The sequence below is a fragment of the Serpentinimonas sp. SSL01 genome (assembly GCF_056323735.1).
In genome coordinates this window covers 2,119,389-2,143,137 of record NZ_CM150487.1, presented here as the reverse complement: position 1 = coordinate 2,143,137, position 23,749 = coordinate 2,119,389, and the positions used below count along the sequence as shown (strand labels likewise).

The following is a 23,749-nucleotide window of genomic DNA, read 5'->3' as shown; positions in this document are numbered from 1 at the left end:
TATGCCTTGACGCGCCATCCTCCACCGCCCAGGGCGTTGCCAAGGCGCGCCCGGTTTTATCATCAAAGGAAATTGCCTGTGCAGCCCGTACCCCCCATCACCGAAGACGACATCGCTCAGTTTCTGCTCAACACGCCCGATTTTTTTGAGCGCCATGCCGAGGTGCTGGCGCACGTGCAGCTCACCAGTCCGCACAGCCAGCGCGCTGTCAGCTTGCAAGAGCGTCAGGCCGAGCTGCTGCGCGAAAAGATCCGCCACCTCGAACTCAAGGCGGCCGACATGATTCGCCATGGCTCCGAGAACGCGCGCATCGAGGGCTTGTTGCACCACTGGACGCGCCGCCTGCTGGCGGTGCCCAATGCCCCCGATCTGCCCGAGGCGTTGCAAAACGGCTTGCTGGCCGATTTTGCCTTGCCCCAGGTGGCACTGCGCCTGTGGGATTTGAGCCAGACCCATGCCGGGGCACCGTACTGCCTCGGGGTGACACCCGCGGCGCGGGCCTTGGCCGATTCGCTGCAGCAACCCTACTGCGGCCCGAACCGGGATTTTGAGGTGACGCAGTGGCTGCTCCCCACGCAAGCGGCGGCTTCGTTGGCCCTGTTGCCTTTGCGCACCGCTGCCAGCCAGCCTTGCTTTGGCCTGCTGCTGCTGGCCTCCGACGACCCCTTGCGCTTCCAAAACGATATGGGCACCGATTTCCTGCAGCGCATCGCCGAGCTGGCGGCAGCGGCCCTGAGCCGCCTGCGTGCGCCGATCGGCACCGCCTGAGAGACACTGCGGCACGAGAGGGCATCGTGGCGCGCCAGCCCCCCATGCGCAACCCGAAACAGGCGCCAGCAGGCGCGGCGCTTCCGTGCGGATCGATTGGTCCCGAATCGGCCCCCAACTTGAACTCGACCGATGCCGACTGGCTGGCGCGCTACCTGCTGCACATCCGGGTCGAAAAACGGCTCGCGCCCCGCACCCAAGCGCTCTACGCCACCCACTTGCAAGGGTTGGCGCAGCGCTGTGCAGCCGAGGGTTTGGGTTGGGCCAGCGTCAGCCCAGCCCATGCGCGGCGCTGGGCGGCGCAGTTGCGCGCCAGCGGTCGGCAGCCGCGCGGCATCGCGCTGGTGCTATCGTGCTGGCGCGGCTTTTTTACCTGGCTGGGCCGCCAAGAGGTGATCGCGGCGCACCCGCTGCAGGCGGTGCGCGCGCCCAAGGCGGCGCAGCCCTTGCCCAAGGCATTGGACGTACACGACGCGCTGCGCTTGGCCGCGCACCTGCCGCAGTCTGCCGGCCCTGCCCGCAAAGAGGGCCGCGCTGAAGGCACAGAAAGCGAAGCAGCCGCTGGCCCAACGGTGGCCGCCACGGCACCTGACTGGCAGGTGCTGCAAATCCACTGCCTGGTGGAGTTGCTCTACGGCAGCGGCTTGCGCATCGCCGAAGCGCTGGGGCTCGACGTGCGCCCGAGCAGCGCCGCACTGGGCTGGGTCGATGCCCAAGCGGGCGAGGTGCAGGTGCTGGGCAAGGGCGGCAAGTGGCGCACGGTGCCGGTGGGCGCCGCTGCCTTGCAGGCGCTGGCGCAGTGGCTGGCGGCGCGTGCGCAGGCGGGGCTGGACGCAGGTGCGGCGGCCTTGTTCGTGGGTGCGCGCGGCGCGCGGCTCACGCCCCAGGTGGCGCGGCGCAAGCTGCAAGCGCTCGCCGCCAGCGCGGGCTTGGCGGGCCGGGTGCACCCGCACATGCTGCGCCACAGCTTCGCCAGCCACGTGCTGCAATCGAGCGCCGACCTGCGCGCCGTGCAAGAGCTGCTCGGGCACGCCAGCATCGCCAGCACCCAGATCTACACCCGGCTCGATTTTCAGCACCTGAGCCGCGCCTACGAGGCGGCCCATCCGCGCGCGCGCAAAACTGCGCCAAAAAGCTGAAACTGCACTACACTGACCGGTTGATCGGTCTGGTGCCTGGCGCTTGGTGCCAGCCCCGATCCATCCCGTCCGATATAGGCTGGGCCTTGTCGGCCCCTGTTTTGCTGCTGTGAGCCATCCATGTCCTTGATTCCCGCCACCATCCTGACCGGCTTTCTGGGCTCGGGCAAGACCACCCTGCTGCAGCGCCTGCTCACCGAGGCGCATGGGCAAAAAATCGCCGTGATCGAAAACGAATTTGGCGCCGAAAACATCGACGCCGAGATTCTGGTCTCCGACACGACCGAGCAGATCATCCAGATGAGCAACGGCTGCATCTGCTGCACCATCCGCGAAGACCTGCGCAGCACCCTGAGCGACCTAGCCGAGAAAAAGCGCCGGGGTGAGCTCGATTTCGAGCGCGTGGTGATCGAGACCACCGGCTTGGCCGACCCGGGGCCGGTGGCGCAAACCTTCTTTATGGACGACGAGGTGGCCGAGAGCTACCTGCTCGACGCCGTGATCACGCTGGTGGATGCGGTGCACGCCGGGGCGCAGCTCGACGCCCACCAGCAGGCGCGGCGCCAGGTGGGTTTTGCCGACCAGATCTTCATCAGCAAGGCCGAGCTGGTGAGCCCGGGGGCGCTGGCGGCCCTGCAGCACCGGCTCAAACACATGAACCCGCGGGCCCCGATGGAGGCGGTGCATTTCGGCCAGGTGGCGCTGAGCAAAGTGCTCGACCTGCGCGGCTTCAACCTTAACGCCAAGCTCGAGATCGACCCCGATTTTCTGCGCAGCACCGAGCCAAGCGAGCATCAGCCCGAGCCGCACGATCACGTGCACGGCCCCGACTGCGACCACGAACACGGTCACGAACACGGCCCCGACTGCGATCATCCCTCGCACCGACACGAAGCCTCGCACGGCCATCACCACCACCACGATGACGACGTGCAGAGTTTCGTCTATCGGGCGCAGCGGCCCTTTGACCCGGCGCGGCTCGAGGATTTCCTCGGCGCCATCGTGCAGGTCTATGGGCCCAATATGTTGCGCTACAAAGGCGTGCTGCACATGCAAGGCACCCAGCGCAAGGTGATTTTTCAGGGCGTGCACCAGCTCATGGGCTCCGACCTGGGGCCCGAGTGGAAGCCCGACGAAGTGCGCCAGAGCAAGATGGTGTTCATCGGCATCGACTTGCCGCGCGACATTTTGGTGCAAGGGCTGGAGCAAGCATTGGTTTGAACACCACCGGGCACCGCAGGAGACCGCCGCCATGAATCCGAGCAACCGCTACGCCAATTGGCCCTACGCCGCTGCAGCGGCTCCGGTGCCGACGGCCCAGGCCACACCTGTAGCTGCAGCCGCATCCGGCGCCAAAACCGCCCCAGAGCCAAGACCCAAAGCCGCCCCTGGTCTGGCCGTACAATCCGGGGCTTTTGTCGCCCCTGCCCCCGGTCCAGCGCCGGCTGCGGTGCCTGCTGGCGCTGCTGGGGGCCCAAAACGCGCATCGGCCGCCATCGCGGCCCCAGAGAGGAAACCTGTAGTGAAAGACCCCGCCCCGATTGCAGAGGCAGTGGAGACAGCTGCCGCCGCGCCTGCCAAGCGCCCCACCAAGACTGGCCTCAAGGCCGGTGTCAAAACCGACCAACCGGCCGCCCCCGATGAGGTGCTCAAGGCCGGCAGCGAAGTGCGGCAACCGTCGGTCAACAAGCGCGCCACCCAGGCCGCCATGCAGGCCCAGATGAGCCAAACGGTGGAGCCCTCGCACGACCCGGGGGCCGCCAAAGCGGTGTTCAGCCCCAGCCCCGAGCGCGTGCTGGTGGCCATCACCCCCACGACGCCGAAAAAAAACCCCAAGCTGAGCAACAACTGGAAAACCGTGCCGCTCGAGCAGCTCACCGACGCCGACGTGCTGGCCATGCCCGATGCCGAGTACATGAACGAGGTGCAGCTGGCCTACTTTAAGCGCAAGCTGCAGCAGCTCAAGCACGACATCCTGGTCAACGCCGGTGAAACCACCGAGCACCTGCGCGAAGACACCTCGGTGGTACCCGACCCGGCCGACCGCGCCACCATTGAGGAAGAGCATGCGCTCGAGCTGCGCACCCGTGACCGCGAGCGCAAGCTATTGAAGAAAATCGAGCAGTCGATCGCTCGCATCGACTCGGGTGACTACGGCTACTGCGACGAAACCGGTGAGCCGATCGGCGTCGGCCGGCTGTTGGCGCGCCCCACAGCCAGCTTGTCGATCGAGGCGCAGCAGCGCCGCGAGCTCAAGCAAAAGCTGTTTGGCGATTAAAGACGGCGCTGGCAAAGCGGGCGCAGTGACCGGGCCGCCATGAGTCAGAATGCCCCACCTCCGCGAAGCTGGTTGGATCGCGTCGGCGCGATCGTTCGGCCTTCGACGCCGCCCAGCGCGTTGCCCGAGCCATCTGCTGCCGCAGGGGGTGATTCCGAACGCCAATTGCTCAAGGCCGCCGTGGCGCGCAAGCGCCGCAACGATGCGGTGCGCAACGACGAACTCAACCACTTGCGCGAGCTCATGCGTGCGCGCTGGGCGGCGCACGAGCGGGACGGTTTGCCAGCCCCGAGCTCGGGCTTGAGCGACCTGTCAACTCTGTCCCCTTTGTCGTCCTCGCTGCAGCTCGATGTCGGGCCGGGTGCGTTCAGAAACCGTACCATCAACGAGATCGCGCGCATCGAGTCGCAAATGTCGCAGCACTGGTTGCAGCGCGGTCTGGGGCCGGAGGCTGGCGGCGCACGCATAGTCTCCACCCGCCTAGCGCAAACCCTTGAGCGCGATTTGTCGCAGTCAAAGCATTTGCGCGCACGCGCCAAGCCAGCTGCGGCATTGCCGATCGATGTCGTAACCGAGGATCAGCCGTTCACGGTGCAGGAATTGTCAGCCGCCCTGAGCGAGCCCGAGCTGACGCAGGCGGCGCAGGCCTTTGCACTAGGCAAGGATGCTGCGGTGGAGCGCGCCCTGCGCGCCCTGATGGTGCAAAAACCGCTATCACTTGCGGCGCGGGTGGCCGCGATGGCTTTACTGGATTTTTTCCATGCGCGCGGCGAGGTTGAGCCCTTTGATGAACTGGCTGCAGAGTTTGCCGATCGCTTTGGTACCCCGGTGCCACGCTGGCCCACCGAGGCCGGGCGTGTGCTGCAACCGTCCACGCAAACGGAGCCATCAGGCACGCAGGACGGCAGCTGGGTGTGCCCGTTGTTTCTCGATCTTCAGGCCGTGGCGGCACTGGAGCAAACCATGGCCGCTCCGGGTTCGCCCAAGTGGTTGGACTGGACCGGTTTGCTCTCGGCCGACCTGCCAGCGGCCCGGGCTCTGCTGGTGCTGGTGCAGGGGTGGCTGCAGCGCCCGCTCGATCTGCGCATGGTCGGGGCGGCGGTGTTGCGCCGTCGCCTCAAAGCCAGCACGCCCTCTGGCCGCAGCGAAAACGATGCCGTGTGGTGGCAGTTGCGGCTGGCGCTGCTGTGCCTGATGCGCCGGCGCGACGAATTCGATTTGGCCGCACTCGACTACTGCGTCACCTACGGCGTGTTGCCGCCGGAGTGGGGGCAGCCCCAGTGCCGCTGCGTGCCTGCCGACAGCTTGCCGGCTGCAGCCGCCGCCCCGGCCCGCGCGGGAGCAGTGCCCCCGCTGTCGCCGTCGGCGGCTGCAACGGGTGCCGCCGAGCCCCTGGCATGGCCCGATCTGCCAGCAGAGCGGGCCAACGCACAAGCCGAATTTGGCCTCACGCACCATGCCGATTGGCCCGCCGCCTTGACCCTGTTGTCGCAAGCCGCGCCCACCCTGTCGGGCCAGCTGGGTGCGGGCAACGCCGATCTGCTGGGCGCGCTCGACGCTGCGCTGGTGCAACACCCGCCCGGTACGCCCTTCATACTCGACTGCCGAGGCCTCCTGCGCGTCGATCTGGTGGCCGCCAGCGCCCTGATGCAGTGCCTGCTCACGGCGCGCCAGCGCGGCGTGGCGGTGGAGCTGCATGGGCTCTCAAGGCTGTTGGCCGCTTATTTGCACACGGTGGGCATCAATGAAGTCGCCACTTTGCGCTTGAGACAATATTAAAGCCTTGTACATGAACACTCCATCCCACGACCCCGCCCTGCTCTACGGCACCACCATCGTCTGCGTGCGCCGCCTCACCCCGGCTGGGGTGCAGGTGGCGATCGGCGGCGATGGCCAGGTCACGCTCGGCCACATCGTGGTCAAGGGCACGGCGCGCAAGGTGCGCAAGCTCTACCGCGACCAGGTGCTGGCCGGTTTTGCCGGCGCCACCGCCGACGCCTTCACGCTGTTCGAGCGCTTCGAGGCCAAGCTGGAAAAGCACCAAGGCCACTTGCAGCGCGCCGCCATCGAGCTCACGCGCGACTGGCGCACCGACCGCGTGCTGCGCCGCCTCGAAGCCATGCTGGCCGTGGCCGACCGCAGCGCCAGCCTGATCATCACCGGCAACGGCGACGTGCTCGAGCCCGAACACGGCATCGTGGCCATCGGCTCGGGCGGCGCCTATGCCCAAGCGGCAGCGCGCGCGCTGCTGGCGCACACCGAGCTGGGCGCCGAAGCGATCGTGCGCGAGTCGCTGCAGGTGGCGGGCGAGCTGTGCATCTACACCAACCTGAACCACACCGTCGAGGTGCTCTAAGCCATGTCCTTTGCCATGACCCCGCAGGAGATCGTCTCCGAGCTCGACGCGCACATCATTGGCCAAACCGCCGCCAAGCGCGCCGTGGCCATCGCGCTGCGCAACCGCTGGCGCCGCCAGCAAGTCGAGCCCAAGCTGCGGCCCGAGATCACGCCCAAAAACATCCTGATGATCGGCCCCACCGGCGTGGGCAAGACCGAGATCGCGCGCCGGCTGGCGCGGCTGGCCGGGGCGCCATTCATCAAGGTCGAGGCCACCAAGTTCACCGAAGTCGGCTACGTCGGCAAAGACGTGGACAGCATCGTGCGCGATCTGGTGGACATCGCCGTCAAGCAAGCGCGCGAGCAGGCCGCGCTCAAGGTGCGCGCCCGCGCCGAAGACAACGCCGAAGAGCGCCTGCTCGATGCGCTGCTGCCTGCGCCGCGGCACGAGGGCCCGTTGTCGAGCGAACCCGAGCGCGACAACGCCACGCGCCAGGTGTTGCGCAAAAAGCTGCGCGAGGGCTCGCTCGATGAGCGCGAGATCGAGATCGAGCTCGCCGCCACGCAGCCGCAGCTCGAGGTCATGACGCCGCCGGGCATGGAGGAAATGGCCGAGCAGTTGCGCGGCGTGTTCTCGCAACTGGGCGCCCACAAGCGCAAGACGCGCAAGCTCAAAATCGCCGAAGCGCGCCGCCTGCTGATCGACGAAGAGGCCGGGCGGCTGCTCAACGAAGAAGAGATCAAGCTGCAAGCGATCCAGAGCGCCGAGCAAAACGGCATCGTGTTCATCGACGAGATCGACAAGGTCACCAGCCGCAGCGACGGCCAGTCGAGCGCCGAAGTCTCGCGCCAAGGCGTGCAGCGCGACCTGTTGCCGCTGGTTGAGGGCTGCACGGTGTCGACCAAATACGGCCCGATCAAGACCGACCACATCCTGTTCATCGCCAGCGGCGCCTTCCATCTGAGCAAGCCCAGCGACCTGATCCCCGAGCTGCAAGGGCGCCTGCCCATCCGGGTCGAGCTGCAGTCGCTCACCGTGGCCGACTTCGAGGCCATCCTCACCCAGACCCACGCCAGCCTGGTGCGCCAGTACCAGGCGCTGCTGGCGACCGAGGGCGTGACGCTGGTCTTTGGCCCGGACGCGATCACGCGGCTGGCGCAGATCGCCTTTGATGTCAACGAGCGCACCGAAAACATCGGCGCGCGCCGCTTGGCGACGGTGATGGAGCACCTGCTCGACGAGGTGAGCTTCGACGCCACGCGCCTGAGCGGCACCGAGGTCGTGGTCGATGCCGCCATGGTCGATGCGCGGCTGGCGGCCTTGAGCCGCAACGAGGACTTGTCGCGTTATATTTTGTAGCGTGCGGCGCCGCTTGGGCGTAACATGGGGGCATGGAGACCAGCCTCAGGCGCTGCGGCCGCAGCCATTGCCCACCCGGTGCCGTGCCGCCGGAGTGCTTGCTGCGCCAGACGCGGCTGCAGGCCGTGCGCGCGACCCTGCTGATCCCGCTGGTGGCGCGCGCCCACGGCGCCCGCTGCTACCCTTGGCTCGACTGCCACGACGCCGACGCGGAGCATCTTTTAAGCTGCCTGCAAAGCGACGCCGAAACGCTGCTGCAAGATCGGCTGGTGGTACTCAATGTGCTGTGGCGCACGCACGTGCTCAAGGCTTGGGGGCGCGAATTTTTTGCCCGCCATCCGCATGCGGCCGGCGTGAACTTGGGTTGCGGTCTGTCGAACCATTTTCAGTGGTTCGACAACGGCCACAACCGCTGGCTCGATGCCGATTTGCCCGAGGTGCTGGCGCTGCGCGAGCAGCTGCTGCCTGGGCAGGGCGAGCACCACCACAACGCCGGCATCGACCTCTCCGGCGATGGCTGGTGGGACGCGCTGGAATTGGACCGCTGGGCCGCCGGCGCCCCGCTGTGGCTGCTGTGCGAGGGGGTGCTGATGTACCTGCCGCCCGAGCGGGTGCGCGCGCTGCTGCGCGAGTTTGCCCAGCGTGCCCCGCCCGACTCGGTGCTGGTGCTCGACGCCATGTCGCACCGGGGGATCGGGCAGTCGCACTGGAGCGCCAGCGTAGGGCCCACGGGGGCCGAGTTCCGCTGGGGCCTGCAGCATGGGGGCGAGCTGCTGCAAGCGCATCCGCGCCTGCGCCAGGCCGGGATGCGCAGCGTCTCGGAATGCTACGGCGCCGCCGGTGCGGCCTTCGAGGCGCTGTGCCTGCCCTGGACCGGCGCGCCCCTGTACGCGATGCACGCGCTGCGCGTTTGAGCCCGAGGGCGCGGCTTGGCAGGCGCCGCGCGGCCACCGCCTCAGCCGCAAGCGCGGCATGGGCCCCGTGGCCGGCCAAAAGCTTCATAAAAAACTTTTGATGTTTCGTGTAAGCCTTTAATTAGGCTCGATTTTTGCTGCCTATTGGTATCTCGGTCTGGTGCTAGGCGATTGATTTCATTTGAAAAAATTGTAACGCCGGCTAGGCGTGGGCGGAATTTGGTGCTACAGTGGTGAAAAGTGTGTTTTTGTGGTGATAAGTGGGTCATAAGGCCATTCCGCTGTGTTCCAAGGTGCTTCCTCTCTCAGTCTCGACGCCAAGGGTCGCTTGGCGGTGCCCACGCGGCACCGCGAGGTGCTGGGCGCGTGCGCCGCTGGGCAGCTCACCATCACCAAACACCCGCACGGCTGCCTGATGCTGTTTCCGCGCCCGCAGTGGGAGCAGTTTCGCGAGCGCATCGCCGCGCTGCCGATGTCGGCGCAGTGGTGGAAGCGCATTTTTTTGGGCAACGCCATGGACTGCGAGCTCGACAGCGCCGGGCGCGTGCTGATTGCGCCCGAGCTGCGCGCCGCTGCCGGCCTGCACAAAGAGGCGGTGCTGCTGGGCATGGGCAACCACTTCGAGCTCTGGGACGCCCAAGCCTACGCGGCCCAGGAGGCGCAGGCGATGCAGGGCGAGTTGCCCGAGGCCCTGAAGGACTTTTCTTTCTAAGGGGCCGCTGGTGCAACCGCCCCTAGCCCATTGCACCGTCTTGTTGAACGAAGCAGTCCAAGGGCTGCACGTGCAAGCAGACGGTTGCTACATCGACGCCACCTTTGGCCGCGGCGGCCATGCGCGGGCGATTTTGGCGCGTCTGTCGGCGGCTGGGCGGTTGGCGGTGTACGACAAAGACCCGCAGGCGATCGCCGCGGCGCAGCAGCTGGCGGCCAGCGACGCCCGGCTGCACGCGGTGCACCACCAAGGTTTTGCCGCGCTGGCCGAGCAGCCCGAGGCCAGCGCCGACGGCATCTTGATGGATCTGGGGGTGAGTTCACCCCAGCTCGACGACCCCACCCGGGGTTTTTCTTTCCGCCACGACGGCCCCTTGGACATGCGCATGGACCCCACCCGGGGCCAGAGCGCGGCCGAGTGGCTGGCCACGGCAGAAGTCACAGAAATAGCAGAGGTGATACGTGAATACGGCGAAGAACGGTTTGCTCAATCGATTGCAAAGGCGCTTGATCGTCGCCGACAGGAACGGGGCCCTATTGGAACCACCGCCGAGCTGGCCCAAATCGTGGCTGGCGCGGTCAAAACCCGCCAGCCGGGCAAGGACCCTGCAACGCGCACATTTCAGGCTATTCGGATTTTCATCAACGCCGAGCTTGAGGAGCTGCAACACGCGCTGAAGGCGGCGCTGCGCGTGCTCAAGCCCGGCGGTTGGCTGGTGGTGATCAGCTTTCATTCGCTCGAAGACCGGCTGGTGAAGCAGTTCATGGCCCAGCACGCCAAAGACGCCTACGACCGGCGCCAGCCGCTGGCCGCGCCCAAGGCCTTGGCGCTGGCGCAGGTGCAGCGCGTGCTGCCCAGCGCCGCCGAGGTGGCGGCGAATCCGCGCGCGCGCAGCGCCGTGTTGCGCCTGGCCCAGCGAAGCGCGCTGGCGTGGGAGGCGTTGCCGTGACGCGCCTCAACCTCGTGCTGCTGCTGGTGCTGCTGGCCAGTGCCCTCAGTTTGGTGCATCAGCAGTACGAAGCGCGCCGCCTGTTCGTGGCGCTGGAGCGCGCCAACGCCGCCGCCGACCGCTTGGCCTCGGAGCACGAGCAGCTGCAGGTGCAAAAGCGCACCCTGGCGGCCCCGGCGCGGGTGCAGCAGTTGGCCAGTGAGCGCCTGCAGATGCGTCCGATCCACCCCGGCATCACCGAGGTGCTGGCCCTGCCCGTGGCGGGTGCGGCAGGCGGCGCCGCCGGGCCGGTTCAGCGCCTGCTCGGGCCGGTGACGGCGCCCGCCACTCCCTTGGCCCAGCCGGAGCCGCGGCCATGAAGCGCGCCATCGCCTACGGCTCCAGCCCCTTGCTCACCAGCGCCACCCCGGTCTGGCGCAGCCGCCTGATCGTGGCCGGCTTTGCGCTCGTCTTTTTGGGCTTGGGCGCACGCGCCGCTTACGTGCAGGTGTTTGGCAACGAATTTTTCCAGCGCCAGGGCGAGATCCGCTTCGAGCGCACGCTGGAGCTGCCGCCCAACCGCGGCCGGGTGCTGGACCGCAACGGCCTGATTCTGGCCACCAGCGTGGTGGCGCAAAGCGTCTGGGCCATTCCAGAAAACATCGACCGCCAGCACCCCAAGCTGCCTGAGCTGGCGCGGCTGCTGGAGCTGCCGCCGGCCGAACTGCAGCGCCGACTCGACCGGCACCCGACCTTCGTCTGGCTGCGGCGCCAGCTCGACGAAGCGCGGGCGGCGCAGGTGCGCGCGCTGGGGATCGAGGGCATCCACTTTCGCAAAGAGTACCGGCGCCAGTACCCAGAGGGCGAGGCGCTGGCGCACGTGGTGGGCTTTACCAACGTCGAAGACGTGGGCCAAGAGGGGGTCGAGCTGGCCTTCAACGCCCACCTGTCGGGGCAGCCGGGCTCGCGCCGCGTGCTGCGCGACCGCTTTGGGCGCGTGGTCGAAGACGTGCGCGAAGTCATCCCCCCGGTCGATGGCCGTGACCTGCAGCTGTCGATCGACAGCCGGATTCAGTTTTTTGCCTTCCAGCGCCTGCGCGAGGCGGTGCAACAGCACCAGGCGCGCGGCGGCAGCATCGTGGTGCTCGATGCCCAAAGCGGCGAGGTGCTGGCGCTGGCCAACTACCCGAGCTTCAACCCGAACCAGCGCCGCAACCTGAGCGGCGAGCAGGTGCGCAACCGCGCCCTGACCGACACCTTCGAGCCGGGTTCGACCGTCAAGCCTTTCATGGCTGCGCTGGCGCTGGAGAGCGGGCTGGCGCGCCCCGACACCCTGATCGACACCGGTGAAGGCCGCCTGACCATGGGTCGCTTCACCATCCGCGACATCCGGGGCTTGGGCGTGGTCACGCTCAACGAGGCCATGAAGGCCTCGAGCAACGTGGCCATGGTCAAGCTGGCGCAGCAGATGCAGCCGCGCCAGATGTGGGAGGCCTACACGCGCATCGGTTTTGGGCAGCGGCCGCAGTTGCCGTTTCCGGGTGCCGTGAGCGGTCGCCTGCGCGCCTACGAGAGCTGGCGCCCGATCGAGCAGGCCACCATGAGCTACGGCTACGGCCTGTCCACCTCCTTGTTCCAGCTCGCGCAGGCCTACACCGTGTTTGCCACCGACGGCAAGCTGCTGCCCGTGACCTTGCTCAAAAGCCAGCAGCCGGCGCAGGGCGTGCCGGTGATGAGCGCGGCGAGCGCGCAGGCGGTGCGCCACATGCTGGCGCTCAGCGCCGGACCCGGCGGCACCGCGCAGCGCGCCCAGACGGTGGGCTTTTCGGTCGGCGGCAAGACCGGCACCTCGCGCGTGCAAGAGGGCGCGGGCTACGCCGCCAACCGGCACCGCAGCTTCTTTGTCGGGCTGGCCCCGGCGCAACAGCCGCGGGTGGTGGTGGCGGTGATGATCGACGAGCCGACCGAGGGCGGTTTCTTTGGCGGCGTGGTGGCGGCGCCGGTGTTTTCGGCCACCGTGCAGCAGACCCTGCGCGTGCTGGGGGTGGCACCAGATGTGGACGTGCGGCCGCACATCGTGGCCGATTTGGTGCAGGAGCCGGGATGATTCAACAATTTAAGCAGGCGAGCGAGGCCGTGGCTTGGTTGCAGGCCCTAGGGGCGCAGCGCTTGGTGAGCGACAGCCGCCAGGTCCAGCCCGGCGACGCCTTTGTGGCATGGCCCGGCAGTGGCCACGATGGCCGCCAGTTCGTGGCCGCGGCGCTGCAGGCCGGGGCCGTGGCCTGCTTGGTCGAAGCCCAAGGGCTGGAGGCGTGGGACTGGAGCGATGCGCGCATCGCCGCGCTGCCCGGGCTCAAGGCCGCCGCCGGTCCGGTGGCGCACCACTTCTACGGTGCCCCCAGCGAGCGCCTGCGCGTGGTGGCCATCACCGGCACCAACGGCAAGACCTCGAGCGCCTGGTGGTGCAGCCAATGGTTGCAGGCGGTGGGCGAATCGGCAGCGCTGATCGGCACCCTGGGCACCGGCATGGCGGGCACTGAACTCACCAGCACCGGCTTCACCACGCCGGACCCAATGACGCTGCAAACCCTGCTGCGCCGCTACGCCGACCAAGGGCTGCACACGGTGGTGATGGAGGCCTCGTCGATCGGCCTGGACGAAGGCCGGCTCAACGGCGCTAGGCTGCACACCGCAGTGTTCACCAATTTGAGCCAAGACCATCTCGACTACCACGGCACCATGGAGGCCTACTGGGCCGCCAAGCGCGCGCTGTTCGACTGGCCCGGCTTGCAGGTGGCGGTGGTGAATATCGACGACGCGCACGGGCGCGAACTGGCGGCCGATCTGGCGCAGCGCCCCGGGCTCGATCTGTGGACCGTATCCACCGAGCCCGCAGCGCAGCGCCCGGCGCGCCTGCGCCTGCTGGAACGGCGCTGGAGCACGACCGGCATCGACTTCGTGGTGCAAGAGGTGAAGGTGGGGCAGGAGGGTCGGCCGGTCGAGGCACCGGAGCCGGGCGCTGAGCGCATCAGTCTGTCGCTCGATGTGGTGGGCGACTACAACCTGAGCAACCTGCTGTGCGCGCTGGCGGTGCTGCGCGCCAGCGGCCACACGCTGGCCGCTGCGGCCCAAGCCAGCGCCGCGCTGCAGCCGGTGCCCGGCCGGATGCAGGCCGCTTGGACCGACGGCCCGGCCAGCTTGCCGCTGCTGCTGGTCGATTACGCCCATACCCCGGACGCGGTAGAAAAAGCCTTGCAGGCGCTGCAGCCGCTGGCCGAGCACCGCGGCGGGCGCCTGTGGTGCGTGCTGGGCTGCGGCGGCGAGCGCGACCGCAGCAAGCGCCCACTCATGGCCGCAGCCGCCGAGCGCGAAGCGGCGCGGCTGGTGCTCACCAGCGACAACCCGCGCGGCGAAGACCCGCTGCAGATTTTGCTCGAGATGCAAGCCGGCCTGACCGAGCCGGTTCGCGCCATCGTCGAGCCAGACCGCGCCGAAGCCATCCAGGAGGCGGTGGACATGGCCGACGCGCGCGACATCATCTTGCTGGCCGGCAAGGGCCACGAGGATTACCAAGAGATCGCCGGCGTGCGCCACCCGTTTTCAGACGTGGTGCAGGGCCGGCTGGCGCTGCAGCGGCGCTGGCAAAACGAGCAAGGCGAACAGGGCGAGCAGGGCGCGCCCGAAGGGAGCCCGGCGTGAACGGTTTGGCTGAATTGCTGCTGCAACTGCGCGGTGCGCGCGCGGTGGGCGCCGTGACGCAGCCGGTGCTGCGCGTGCACACCGACAGCCGCACCCTGCGCCCCGGCGATCTATTCGTGGCTTTGCGCGGCGAGCGCTTCGACGGCCACGACTGGCTGGCGCAGGCGCGCGCCGCCGGGGCCGTGGCTGCTGTGGCCGAGCGCGGGCTGGCGCAAGCCGGCCTGGCCGGCGTCGAAGTGCCCGACGCTCGCGCCGCCTTGGGCGAGCTGGCGCAGCGCTGGCGCGCGCGCTTCGATCTGCCGCTGATCGCCGTCACCGGCAGCAATGGCAAGACCACGGTGACGCAGCTCATCGCCGCCATGCTGCGCGCTGCCGTGGGCGAGGCGGCGCTGGCCACCGAGGGCAATTTCAACAACGACATCGGCGTGCCGCTGACGCTGCTGCGCCTGCGCCCCACGCACCGGCTGGCGGTGCTGGAGCTGGGCATGAACCACCACGGCGAGATCGCCGCGCTGGCGACGCTGGCCCAGCCCACGGTGGCGCTGGTCAACAATGCCCAGCGCGAGCACCAGGAGTTCATGCACGGCGTCGAGGCGGTGGCGCGCGAGAACGCCAGCGCGCTGGCCGCCCTGCCGCCCGACGGGGTGGCGGTGTTCCCGGCCCACGACGCCTACACGCCGCTGTGGCAGCAGATCGCGGGTGCGCGCCGGGTGGTGTGCTTTGCCGATGGGCTGGGGGGGCTGGCTGGGGCTGGGCTGGGCCGGGGTTCGTCAGTCGCAGGCTCTGATTCCTCACCCCAGCCCAGCCCAACCCCAGCCAGCACGAGCCACAGCTTGCGCCCACCCGAGGTGCAGGTCCAGGCGCAGTGGGCCGACGGAGCTTGGGCGCTTGACATTCACACCCCCGCCGGACCTTTGCAGGCGCGCTTGCGGCTGGCTGGGCGGCACAACGTGCACAACGCGCTCGCGGCCACGGCCTGCGCCCTCGCTGCCGGGGTGCCGCTGGCGGCGATCCAAGCCGGGCTCGAGGGCTTTGAGCCCGTGGCCGGGCGCTCGCGCGCGCTCACGCTGCGCTGGGGCGCACAGGCCCAGACGCTGATCGACGACAGCTACAACGCCAACCCCGACTCGGTGCGCGCCGCCATCGACCTGCTGGCCGAGCTGCCCGGGCCGCGCCTGCTGCTGCTGGGCGATATGGGCGAGGTGGGGGCGCAGGCGCTGGCCTTTCACGACGAGGTGCTGCGCCACGCGCTGGCGCGCGGCATCGAGCAGGTGTTGGTGACTGGCGACTGGATGCAGCGCGCCGCTGCCGCCTTGGATCCGCAGCACACAAACACCGCGGCCGCTGCGGGCCTTGAAGTCACATCGCCCTCAAGCGCTGCGGCCAGCACCATGCCCTTGCCCCACAAGCGCCTGCAGGCCTTTGGCCACTACGAGGCGCTGCAGGCCGCCGCGCTGAGCGCGGCAGCGCAAGCCGCCAGCGTGCTCGTCAAAGGCTCGCGTTTCATGCGCATGGAGCGGCTGGTGCAGGCGCTGCAAGCCGCCAGCCAGGCGCAGGACAGCGTGCAGCCCAGCGCGCAGACGCAAACGTCACCGCAGACACCAAAAACCACCACGGAGGGCGCACCCCATGTTGCCTAGTCTGGCCCTCTGGTTGCAGGGCCTGAGCCCCGACCTCGATTTCTTGCGCGTGTTCCAGTTTCAGACCTTTCGCGCCGTCATGGCCGCCATCACCGCCATGTTGGTCGGGTTGGCGGCCGGGCCGATGTTCATCCGGCGCCTGACCGAGCTCAAAATCGGCCAGCCCATCCGCGGCTACGCCATGCAGAGCCACCTGAGCAAAAGCGGCACCCCGACCATGGGCGGCGTGCTGATCCTGTTTGCCATCACGGTCTCGACCCTGCTCTGGTTCGACCCCAGCAACCGCTTCGTCTGGATCGTGCTCGGCGTCACGCTCGGCTTTGGCGCCATAGGCTGGATCGACGACTGGCGCAAAGTGGTGCACAAAGACCCCGAAGGCATGCGCGCGCGCACCAAGTACTTCTGGCAGTCGGTGATCGGGCTGGTGGCGGCGTTCTACCTCGTGTTTGCCATCTCCGAGGGCAGCAACCAGCGCGTCTTTGAGCTCTTCATCGGCTGGGTGGCCTCGGGCTTCACCATCGACCTGCCGCACCAAGCCGGGCTGATGGTGCCCTTTTTCAAGCAAATCAGCTATCCGCTGGGCGTGGCCGGTTTCGTGCTGCTCACCTATTTGGTGATCGTCGGCGCCAGCAACGCCGTCAACCTCACCGACGGGCTCGACGGGCTGGCCATCATGCCGGTGGTGATGGTCGGTGGCGTGCTCGGCATCTTTGCCTACGTCACCGGGCACGCGGTGTTTGCCAACTACCTGCTGCTGCCGCACATACCGGGCACCGGCGAGGTGCTGATCTTTTGCGCCGCCATGGGCGGGGCCGGGCTGGCCTTTCTGTGGTTCAACACCTACCCGGCGCAGGTGTTCATGGGCGACGTCGGCGCGTTGGCGCTTGGGGCGGCGCTGGGCACCATCGCCGTGATCGTGCGCCAAGAGATCGTGCTGGCCATCATCGGCGGCGTGTTCGTGGCCTCGGCGCTGTCGGTGATGCTGCAGGTGAGCTGGTTCAAGTACACCAAATGGCGCTACGGCCAAGGCCGACGCCTGTTCAAGATGGCGCCGCTGCACCACCACTTCGAAAAATCCGGCTGGCGCGAAACCCAGGTGGTGACGCGCTTTTGGATCATCACCATGCTGCTGTGCCTGATTGGCCTCTCAACCCTGAAGCTGCGATGAACCCCCCTGTGCCCACCCCTGCCACCCCGGCCACGTCCGCCAGCGCCCCAGCGCATGCGGGGCTGGAGCCGCTGCGCCCGCCAGTGGGCGCGGCCACGCCGTGGTTGCAGCGCGCCTTGGCACCGGCCACGCAAGCGCTGGCCGGCCGCCCGGTGCTGGTGCTGGGCTTGGGCGCATCCGGTCTGGCGCTGGCGCGCTGGTGCGCGCTGGCCGGGGCCCAAGTGACGGTGGCCGACAGCCGCCCCAGCGCCCCCCAAGCCGCCACGCTGGCGGCCGAGCTGCCGGATGCGCAACTGCGGCTGGGCACGCGCTTCGATGCCACCCTGTTTGCCTCTGCCCCTTGGGCAATGGTCTGCCGCAGCCCCGGCATTTTGCCCAGCGACATGGCCGAACTGAGCGCCGCCGCCCAAAGCGCCGGCACCGCCATCGTCGGCGAGCTGTGCCTGTTTGGCCAAGCGCTAGCAGCGCTGGGCGGCGCTGCAGAGGTGGCCGAAGCGGCTGCAACCGCCCATGTGGTGCGGGTTGGACAAGGCCGGGGTGAGGAATCGGAACGTGCAGCAGACCAAGGCGGCACTGAAATGGCTGCAACCGCCCATGTGGCGCGGGTTGGGCAGGGGCGGGGTGAGGAATCAGAGCCTGCGACTGACGAACCCCGCCCCTGCCCAGCCCGCGCCACAACCCCAACAAGCGCAAACCACAACTACCGCCCCTACCTGCTGGCCATCACCGGCACCAACGGCAAAACCACCACCACCGCGCTCACCGCGCACCTGCTGCAAGCCGCCGGCTGGGACGTGGCCGTGGCCGGCAACATCGGCCCCAACCTGCTCGACGTGCTGCGCCAGCGCCTGCAAGCGCAACACCTGCACGAGCTGCCTCAGGCCTGGGTGCTCGAACTCTCCAGCTTCCAGCTCGACGCCGTAGAGGGCTTCGAAGCCAGCGTCGCCACCGTGCTCAACCTGAGCGAAGACCACCTCGACTGGCACGGCACCATGGCCGCCTACGGCGCCGCCAAAGCGCGCATCTACGGCCAGCGCGCCCTGATGCTGCTCAACCGCGACGACGCCACCGTCATGAGCTGGTGCCCGGTACCAGCCCACGCCGCCAGCGCCAGCCCAGCCCCAGCCAGCCGCCGCCGCACCCCAGCGCCGCCGCTACGCCCCTACCAAAGCTTCGGCACCGACGCGCCACAACGCCCCGGCGACTGGGGGCTGCAGAGCGTCAACGGCCTCACCTGGCTGGTGCGCGCGCTGGCCGACGACGAGAACGCCATCGCACCCCGCCGCCGCACCAGCGCCAACGCAAAAGCCAACGCAAAAGCCAACGCAAAAGCCAACGCAAAAGCCGATGCGAACGCGGATGCGAACGCACACCCCGCCGCCACCCCGCGCCTGCAACTGCTCATGCCCGCCGACGCCCTGCGCATCCGCGGCCGCCACAACGCCAGCAACGCCTTGGCCGCCTTGGCCTTGGCCAGCGCCGCCGGCGCCGAACTCGCGCCGCTGCTGCACGGCCTGCGCGACTACCGGGGCGAGCCGCACCGGGTCGAGCCGGTCGGGATCGTGGCCGAAGTCGAATACATCGACGACAGCAAAGGCACCAACGTCGGCGCCACCTTGGCAGCCCTCAACGGCCTCGGGGTCGAGCGCAAACTGGTGCTCATTTTGGGCGGCGACGGCAAAGGCCAGCACTTCGCCCCGCTGGCTGCAGCCGTGGCGCGCTACGCCCGCGCCGTGGCGCTGATCGGGCGCGATGCCGCCACCATCGAAGCGGAACTGGCCGATTGCGGCGTGCCACTGCAGCGCTGCGCCAGCTTGCCCGAAGCGGTGCGCTGGTGCGCCGCGCAGGCCCGGCCCGGCGACGCGGTGCTGCTCTCGCCCGCCTGCGCCAGCTTGGATATGTTTCGCGACTACGCCCACCGTGCCCAGGTGTTCGTGGCCACGGTGCGCGAGCTGCAGCAAGAGGAGGGCACACCCGCATGAGCCGACAACCCTCGGCTGCGGCCAGCGCAGCGCGCAACGCCCCCCATGCCGGCTGGCAAGGCTGGCTGGGCTGGTGGCGCGCCGACACCACCGCCGGCGAGCTGCCGGTGCGGCTGGCCAGCGTCGATCACGCCCGCAGTCGTCACCACACCGCCGTGCGCGAGCTCGGCTTCGACCAGGTGCTGCTGTGGGTCGTGGTGGCGCTGCTGTGCTGGGGTTTGGTGATGGTCTATTCGTCCACCATCGCCATGCCCGACAACCCGCGCTTTCGCAACCTCGAGCACGAGCATTTTTTGATCCGCCACCTGATCGCCCTCGGGGTGGCCACGGTGGCGGCGCTGTTGGCCTTTCAGGTGCCCATGAAGCGCTGGCAGGAATGGTCGCCTTGGTTGCTGGCGGGCACGGTGGTGCTGCTGATCGCGGTGCTCATTCCCTTCATCGGGCGCGAGGTCAACGGCGCGCGGCGCTGGATTCCGCTCGGACTCATGAACTTCCAGCCCTCCGAGCTCGCCAAGCTCACCATCGCGATGTACGCCGCCGGCTACATGGTGCGGCGCATGGAGGTCAAGGAGCGCTTTTTCCGCGCCGTCCTGCCCATGTGCGTGGCGCTGGGCCTGCTCGGGGTGCTGCTGCTGATGCAGCCCGATATGGGCGCCTTCATGGTGATCGCCGTGATCGCCATGGGCATTTTGTTTCTCGGCGGCGTCAGCGCGCGCATGTTCTTCCTCGTCTCGGGCCTGCTGGTGGGCGTGTTTGCGCTGCTGATCGTGAGCTCGCCGTGGCGGCGCGAGCGCGTCTTTGCCTACCTCGACCCCTTCAGCGTCGAACACGCGCTGGGCAAGGGCTACCAGCTCACGCACTCGCTCATCGCCTTTGGCCGCGGCGAGTGGTTTGGCGTCGGTCTCGGGGCCAGCATCGAAAAGCTGCACTGGCTGCCCGAAGCGCACACCGATTTTTTGCTGGCCGTGATCGGCGAAGAGCTGGGCTTGGTCGGGGTGCTGCTGCTGATCGCGGTGTTTTGGTGGCTGGTGCGGCGCCTGATGCAGATCGGTCGCCAGTCGATCGCGCTCGAGCAGGTGTTTGCCGGCTTGATGGTGCAGGGCATCGCGCTGTGGATCGGCTTTCAGGCCTTCATCCACATCGGCGTCAACCTCGGCGCGCTGCCTACCAAGGGCCTGACGCTGCCCTTCATGAGCTTTGGCGGTTCAGCCATTTTGCTGAACCTGATCGCCATCGCCATCGTGCTGCGCGCCGACCACGAAAACCGCAAACTCATGCACGGAGGCCGGCTGTGAACCGCGCCCCCTGCGCCCTGATCATGGCCGGCGGCACCGGTGGCCACATCTTCCCCGGCTTGGCCGTGGCCGAAGCGCTGCGCGCCCAAGGCTGGCGCGTGCACTGGCTGGGCGCGCCCGACAGCATGGAGTCGCGGCTGGTGCCCGAACGCGGCTTTGCCTTCGAGCCGGTGCAGTTTGGCGGCGTGCGCGGCAAAGGGGCGCTCACGCTGGCTTTGCTGCCGCTGCGCCTGCAGCGCGCCTTTTGGCAGAGTTGGCGCGTGATGCGCCGGCTGCGCCCCGACGTGGTGCTGGGGCTGGGCGGCTACATCAGCTTTCCCGGCGGCATGATGAGCGTGCTGGCCGGCGCCCCCTTGCTGCTGCACGAGCAAAATTCCGTCGCCGGCATGGCCAACCGCGTGCTGGCGCAGGTGGCCGACCGCGTCTTTACCGCCTACCCCAAGGCCTTGGCCAAGGGCGAGTGGATCGGCAACCCGTTGCGCGCCGCTTTCACTCAGCAGCCGGCCCCAGCGCAGCGCTTTGCCGGCCGCAGCGGGCCGCTGCAGCTGCTGGTGGTGGGGGGCAGCCTCGGGGCCAAGGCGCTCAACGAGGTCGTGCCGCAGGCGCTGGCGCGCATCGTGCCCGAGCTGCGCCCGCAGGTCACGCACCAGAGCGGCGCCACACAGATCGAGGCCCTGCGCGCCGCCTACGCCAGCGCCGGTGTGCAGGCCACGCTCACGCCCTTCATCGACGACACCGCCAGCGCCTTTGCCGCCGCCGACCTGGTGCTGGCGCGCGCCGGCGCCAGCACGGTGACCGAACTGGCGGCGGTGGGCGCGGCCTCGATCTTGGTGCCCTTTCCCCACGCCGTCGATGACCACCAGACCCACAACGCGCGCTTTTTGGTCGATGCCGGCGCCGCTTGGCTGCTGCCGCAAGCGCAACTGCAAGCCGAAGACCTGGCGCAGCGCCTGCAACACCTGAACCGCACCGAGCTGCAGCAGCGCGCCGAGCGCGCCCACGCCCAAGCGCGCACCGGCGCCGTGGCGGCGTTGTTGCAGGCCTGCCAGCAATACGCCCCCCACACACCATGAAACACGCCATCCGTCACATCCACTTCGTCGGCATCGGCGGCTCGGGCATGAGCGGCATCGCCGAGGTGCTGCTCAACCAGGGCTACGCCGTCTCGGGCTCCGACCTGGCCGCCAGCGCCAGCACCGAGCGCCTGCAGCGTCTGGGCGCGCGTGTGCACATCGGCCACGCCGCCGAGCAGATTGCCGGCGCCGACTGCATCGTCACCTCCACCGCCGTCAAGCCCGACAACCCCGAGGTGCAGGCAGCACACGAGCGCCTGCTGCCGGTGGTGCCGCGCGCGCTCATGCTGGCCGAACTCATGCGCATGCAAAAAGGCATCGCCATCGCCGGCACCCACGGCAAAACCACCACCACCAGCTTGGTCACGAGCGTGCTGGCCGCCGCCGAGCTGGACCCGACCTTCGTCATTGGCGGGCGCCTCAACAGCGCCGGCGCCAACGCCCGCCTCGGGGCTGGCGAATACATCGTGGTCGAGGCCGACGAGTCCGACGCCTCGTTTCTCAACCTGTTGCCGGTGCTGGCCGTGGTCACCAACATCGACGCCGACCACATGGAAACCTACGGCCACGACTTCGGTCGCCTCAAGCAGGCTTTCGTCGATTTTCTACACCGCATGCCGTTCTACGGCGCGGCCATCGTCTGCATCGACGACCCGCACCTGCGCGCTCTGCTGAGCCAGATTCAGCGCCCGATCACCAGCTACGGCCTGAGCCCCGACGCCCAGGTGCGCGCCGTGGATGTGCGCGCCGTCGGCGCCCAGATGCACTTCAGGGTGCAGCGGCGCAACGGCGTCGAGCTGCCCGATCTGGAGGTGGTGCTGAACCTGCCGGGGCAGCACAACGTGCTCAACGCGCTGGCGGCGATCGCGCTGGCGGCCGAGCTCGACCTGCCCGACGCCGCCCTGCTGCAGGCGCTGGCGCAGTTCAAAGGCGTGGGCCGGCGCTTCCAGCGCTACGGCGAAGCGCTGCTGCCCAGCGGCGGCACGGCGACGCTGATCGACGACTACGGCCACCACCCGGTGGAAATGGCGGCCACGCTGGCGGCGGCGCGCGGCGCCTTTCCGGGCCGGCGCCTGCTGCTGGCGTTTCAGCCGCACCGCTACAGCCGCACGCGCGACTGCTTCGAAGACTTTGTTCGCGTCATGGGCGCGGCCGACGCGGTGCTGCTGACCGAGGTCTATGCCGCCGGCGAAGCGCCGATCGTCGCCGCCGACGGCCGTGCGCTGGCGCGGGCGCTGCGGGTGGCGGGCAAGTTCGAGCCGCTGTTCGTGCCCGAAGTCGGGGCGCTGGCGCAAGCCATTTTGGACAACGCCCGCGACGGCGACGTGGTGCTGTGCATGGGCGCAGGCTCCATCGGCGCGGTGGCGGCGCAGGTGCGCGCGCTGGCCGATGCAGCCCCAACCACGCCCCCCGGCACGGTCCAACCCAACACACAGCAGGAGCCCGCATGACGACCCCGAACCCCACCCCAATCGACCCACGCGCGCTGGGCAAAGTGGCGGTGCTGCTGGGCGGCTTTTCGGCCGAGCGCGAAGTCTCGCTGATGTCGGGCCAAGGCGTGCTCGCCGCCTTGCGGCACAGCGGCGTTGACGCCCACGCCTTTGACTTGGCCGGGCACGAGCTGTCCGAGCTCAAGCGCGCCGGCTTTGCGCGCGCCTTCATCGCCCTGCACGGGCGCTTTGGCGAAGACGGCACGGTGCAAGGCGCGCTCGAACTCATGGGCATTCCCTACACCGGGCCGGGCGTGCTGGCCTCGAGTCTGAGCATGGACAAGCTCATGAGCAAGCGCCTGTGGCGTGCCGAAGGCTTGCCCACGCCCAACTGGCGCCAGGTGCGCAGCGCCGCCCAAACCGAGGCCGCGCTGGCGGCGCTGGGCGCGCCCATGATCGTCAAACCGGCGCGCGAGGGCTCCACCATCGGCCTGAGCAAGATCAGCCACCCGAGCGAGTGCGCCGCCGCCTACGCGCTGGCCGCGCAGTGCGACCCCGAGGTGCTGTGCGAGCAGTACATCGCCGGCGACGAGGTCACGGTGGCGCTGCTGGGCCAAGGCGAGGCGGTGCAGGCGCTGCCTTTGATCCGCATCGTCGTGCCCGGCGGCAACTACGACTACGAGCACAAATACTTCAGCGACGAAACCCAGTACCTGGTGCCCAGCGGGCTGCCCGCAGCCGAAGAAGCGGCGATCCAGCAGCTGGCCGTGCAGGCCTACCAGAGCCTAGACTGCCGCGGCTGGTCGCGCGTCGATGTGATGATCGACGCCGCCAGCCGCCGCCCCTACCTGCTGGAGCTCAACTCCTCGCCCGGCATGACCGGGCACTCGCTGGTGCCCATGGCGGCGCAGGCGGTGGGCATCAGCTACGAAGCGCTGTGCCTGCAGCTGCTGGCCAGCGCCAGCCTCGACAACCCCTTGCCCGCCGCCGCAGCCCTGACCGCAGCCCAGTCTGCCGCGCAGTAAA

20 protein-coding genes are annotated in these 23,749 nt (G+C 68.8%); all 20 read left to right on the top strand.

Annotated elements, in window-relative coordinates; translation table 11 throughout:
• Positions 1 to 72 precede the first annotated feature (72 nt).
• The 20 genes from ACVMK0_RS10065 (at position 73) to ACVMK0_RS09970 (ending at position 23,748) form a co-directional block, all read left to right on the top strand.
• A complete protein-coding gene (locus ACVMK0_RS10065) occupies positions 73 to 768 on the top strand; it encodes a DUF484 family protein (RefSeq protein ID WP_476463720.1) in 696 nt (231 codons plus the stop codon).
• A 119-nt stretch (positions 769 to 887) separates the two neighbouring features.
• Positions 888 to 1,907: a tyrosine-type recombinase/integrase gene (locus ACVMK0_RS10060; RefSeq protein WP_476463719.1), complete on the top strand. Its 1,020-nt coding sequence runs from the start codon at positions 888 to 890 to the stop codon at positions 1,905 to 1,907.
• 120 nt (positions 1,908 to 2,027) lie between these two features.
• Entirely contained in the window at positions 2,028 to 3,128 is a 1,101-nt protein-coding gene (locus ACVMK0_RS10055) for a CobW family GTP-binding protein (protein ID WP_476463718.1), read from the top strand.
• Positions 3,129 to 3,429: 301 nt separating this feature from the next.
• Positions 3,430 to 4,185: an RNA polymerase-binding protein DksA gene (gene dksA, locus ACVMK0_RS10050; RefSeq protein ID WP_476463717.1), complete on the top strand. Its 756-nt coding sequence runs from the start codon at positions 3,430 to 3,432 to the stop codon at positions 4,183 to 4,185.
• A 120-nt stretch (positions 4,186 to 4,305) separates the two neighbouring features.
• Complete coding sequence (locus ACVMK0_RS10045; protein WP_476463716.1) at positions 4,306 to 5,964, top strand: STAS domain-containing protein; 1,659 nt, start codon at positions 4,306 to 4,308, stop codon at positions 5,962 to 5,964.
• Between the two features lie 10 nt (positions 5,965 to 5,974).
• The gene (gene hslV / locus ACVMK0_RS10040; RefSeq protein ID WP_045536763.1) at positions 5,975 to 6,541 is read left to right on the top strand and encodes an ATP-dependent protease subunit HslV; all 567 of its coding nucleotides are present in this window, start codon (positions 5,975 to 5,977) and stop codon (positions 6,539 to 6,541) included.
• Between the two features lie 3 nt (positions 6,542 to 6,544).
• Positions 6,545 to 7,882, top strand: a complete 1,338-nt coding sequence (hslU, locus tag ACVMK0_RS10035) for an ATP-dependent protease ATPase subunit HslU (RefSeq protein ID WP_476463715.1) — start codon at positions 6,545 to 6,547, stop codon at positions 7,880 to 7,882.
• A 32-nt stretch (positions 7,883 to 7,914) separates the two neighbouring features.
• Positions 7,915 to 8,796 carry a class I SAM-dependent methyltransferase gene (locus ACVMK0_RS10030; RefSeq protein ID WP_476463714.1) on the top strand — a complete coding sequence of 294 codons (882 nt, stop codon included), beginning with the start codon at positions 7,915 to 7,917 and terminating at the stop codon, positions 8,794 to 8,796.
• 283 nt (positions 8,797 to 9,079) lie between these two features.
• On the top strand, positions 9,080 to 9,508 hold the full coding sequence (mraZ, locus tag ACVMK0_RS10025) for a division/cell wall cluster transcriptional repressor MraZ (RefSeq protein ID WP_476463713.1): 429 nt from the start codon (positions 9,080 to 9,082) through the stop codon (positions 9,506 to 9,508).
• 10 nt (positions 9,509 to 9,518) lie between these two features.
• Positions 9,519 to 10,457, top strand: coding sequence for a 16S rRNA (cytosine(1402)-N(4))-methyltransferase RsmH (gene rsmH, locus ACVMK0_RS10020; protein WP_476463712.1), 939 nt, complete (start codon positions 9,519 to 9,521; stop codon positions 10,455 to 10,457).
• Positions 10,454 to 10,816: a cell division protein FtsL gene (gene ftsL / locus ACVMK0_RS10015; protein WP_476463711.1), complete on the top strand. Its 363-nt coding sequence runs from the start codon at positions 10,454 to 10,456 to the stop codon at positions 10,814 to 10,816. Before rsmH ends, ftsL begins: the two co-directional genes overlap by 4 nt.
• Entirely contained in the window at positions 10,813 to 12,543 is a 1,731-nt protein-coding gene (locus tag ACVMK0_RS10010; RefSeq protein ID WP_045536755.1) for a peptidoglycan D,D-transpeptidase FtsI family protein, read from the top strand. The genes ftsL and ACVMK0_RS10010 overlap by 4 nt, the downstream gene beginning before the upstream one ends.
• A complete protein-coding gene (locus tag ACVMK0_RS10005; protein WP_476463710.1) occupies positions 12,540 to 14,135 on the top strand; it encodes a UDP-N-acetylmuramoyl-L-alanyl-D-glutamate--2,6-diaminopimelate ligase in 1,596 nt (531 codons plus the stop codon). The genes ACVMK0_RS10010 and ACVMK0_RS10005 overlap by 4 nt, the downstream gene beginning before the upstream one ends.
• Positions 14,132 to 15,775: a UDP-N-acetylmuramoyl-tripeptide--D-alanyl-D-alanine ligase gene (locus tag ACVMK0_RS10000; protein WP_476463709.1), complete on the top strand. Its 1,644-nt coding sequence runs from the start codon at positions 14,132 to 14,134 to the stop codon at positions 15,773 to 15,775. Before ACVMK0_RS10005 ends, ACVMK0_RS10000 begins: the two co-directional genes overlap by 4 nt.
• The gene (mraY, locus tag ACVMK0_RS09995; protein WP_476463708.1) at positions 15,765 to 16,943 is read left to right on the top strand and encodes a phospho-N-acetylmuramoyl-pentapeptide-transferase; all 1,179 of its coding nucleotides are present in this window, start codon (positions 15,765 to 15,767) and stop codon (positions 16,941 to 16,943) included. Before ACVMK0_RS10000 ends, mraY begins: the two co-directional genes overlap by 11 nt.
• Positions 16,940 to 18,925, top strand: coding sequence for a Mur ligase family protein (locus ACVMK0_RS09990; protein WP_476463707.1), 1,986 nt, complete (start codon positions 16,940 to 16,942; stop codon positions 18,923 to 18,925). Before mraY ends, ACVMK0_RS09990 begins: the two co-directional genes overlap by 4 nt.
• Complete coding sequence (gene ftsW / locus ACVMK0_RS09985) at positions 18,922 to 20,220, top strand: putative lipid II flippase FtsW (protein WP_476463706.1); 1,299 nt, start codon at positions 18,922 to 18,924, stop codon at positions 20,218 to 20,220. The genes ACVMK0_RS09990 and ftsW overlap by 4 nt, the downstream gene beginning before the upstream one ends.
• Positions 20,221 to 20,243: 23 nt before the next feature.
• Positions 20,244 to 21,293 (top strand): undecaprenyldiphospho-muramoylpentapeptide beta-N-acetylglucosaminyltransferase, encoded by a 1,050-nt coding sequence (gene murG / locus ACVMK0_RS09980; RefSeq protein ID WP_476464682.1) that lies wholly within the window; start codon positions 20,244 to 20,246, stop codon positions 21,291 to 21,293.
• Positions 21,290 to 22,744 (top strand): UDP-N-acetylmuramate--L-alanine ligase, encoded by a 1,455-nt coding sequence (murC, locus tag ACVMK0_RS09975; protein ID WP_250960548.1) that lies wholly within the window; start codon positions 21,290 to 21,292, stop codon positions 22,742 to 22,744. The genes murG and murC overlap by 4 nt, the downstream gene beginning before the upstream one ends.
• Positions 22,741 to 23,748 carry a D-alanine--D-alanine ligase gene (locus tag ACVMK0_RS09970; protein ID WP_476463705.1) on the top strand — a complete coding sequence of 336 codons (1,008 nt, stop codon included), beginning with the start codon at positions 22,741 to 22,743 and terminating at the stop codon, positions 23,746 to 23,748. The genes murC and ACVMK0_RS09970 overlap by 4 nt, the downstream gene beginning before the upstream one ends.
• Position 23,749 lies beyond the last annotated feature (1 nt).

Coding starts and splice junctions, on each gene's coding strand:
- ACVMK0_RS10055 (WP_476463718.1), top strand. CDS start 2,028: ATGTCCTTGATTCCCGCCACCATCCTGACCGGCTTTCTGGGCTCGGGC.
- hslV (WP_045536763.1), top strand. CDS start 5,975: ATGAACACTCCATCCCACGACCCCGCCCTGCTCTACGGCACCACCATC.
- hslU (WP_476463715.1), top strand. CDS start 6,545: ATGTCCTTTGCCATGACCCCGCAGGAGATCGTCTCCGAGCTCGACGCG.
- ACVMK0_RS10030 (WP_476463714.1), top strand. CDS start 7,915: ATGGAGACCAGCCTCAGGCGCTGCGGCCGCAGCCATTGCCCACCCGGT.
- ACVMK0_RS10010 (WP_045536755.1), top strand. CDS start 10,813: ATGAAGCGCGCCATCGCCTACGGCTCCAGCCCCTTGCTCACCAGCGCC.
- ACVMK0_RS10005 (WP_476463710.1), top strand. CDS start 12,540: ATGATTCAACAATTTAAGCAGGCGAGCGAGGCCGTGGCTTGGTTGCAG.
- mraY (WP_476463708.1), top strand. CDS start 15,765: ATGTTGCCTAGTCTGGCCCTCTGGTTGCAGGGCCTGAGCCCCGACCTC.
- ACVMK0_RS09990 (WP_476463707.1), top strand. CDS start 16,940: ATGAACCCCCCTGTGCCCACCCCTGCCACCCCGGCCACGTCCGCCAGC.
- ftsW (WP_476463706.1), top strand. CDS start 18,922: ATGAGCCGACAACCCTCGGCTGCGGCCAGCGCAGCGCGCAACGCCCCC.
- murG (WP_476464682.1), top strand. CDS start 20,244: ATGGCCGGCGGCACCGGTGGCCACATCTTCCCCGGCTTGGCCGTGGCC.
- murC (WP_250960548.1), top strand. CDS start 21,290: ATGAAACACGCCATCCGTCACATCCACTTCGTCGGCATCGGCGGCTCG.
- ACVMK0_RS09970 (WP_476463705.1), top strand. CDS start 22,741: ATGACGACCCCGAACCCCACCCCAATCGACCCACGCGCGCTGGGCAAA.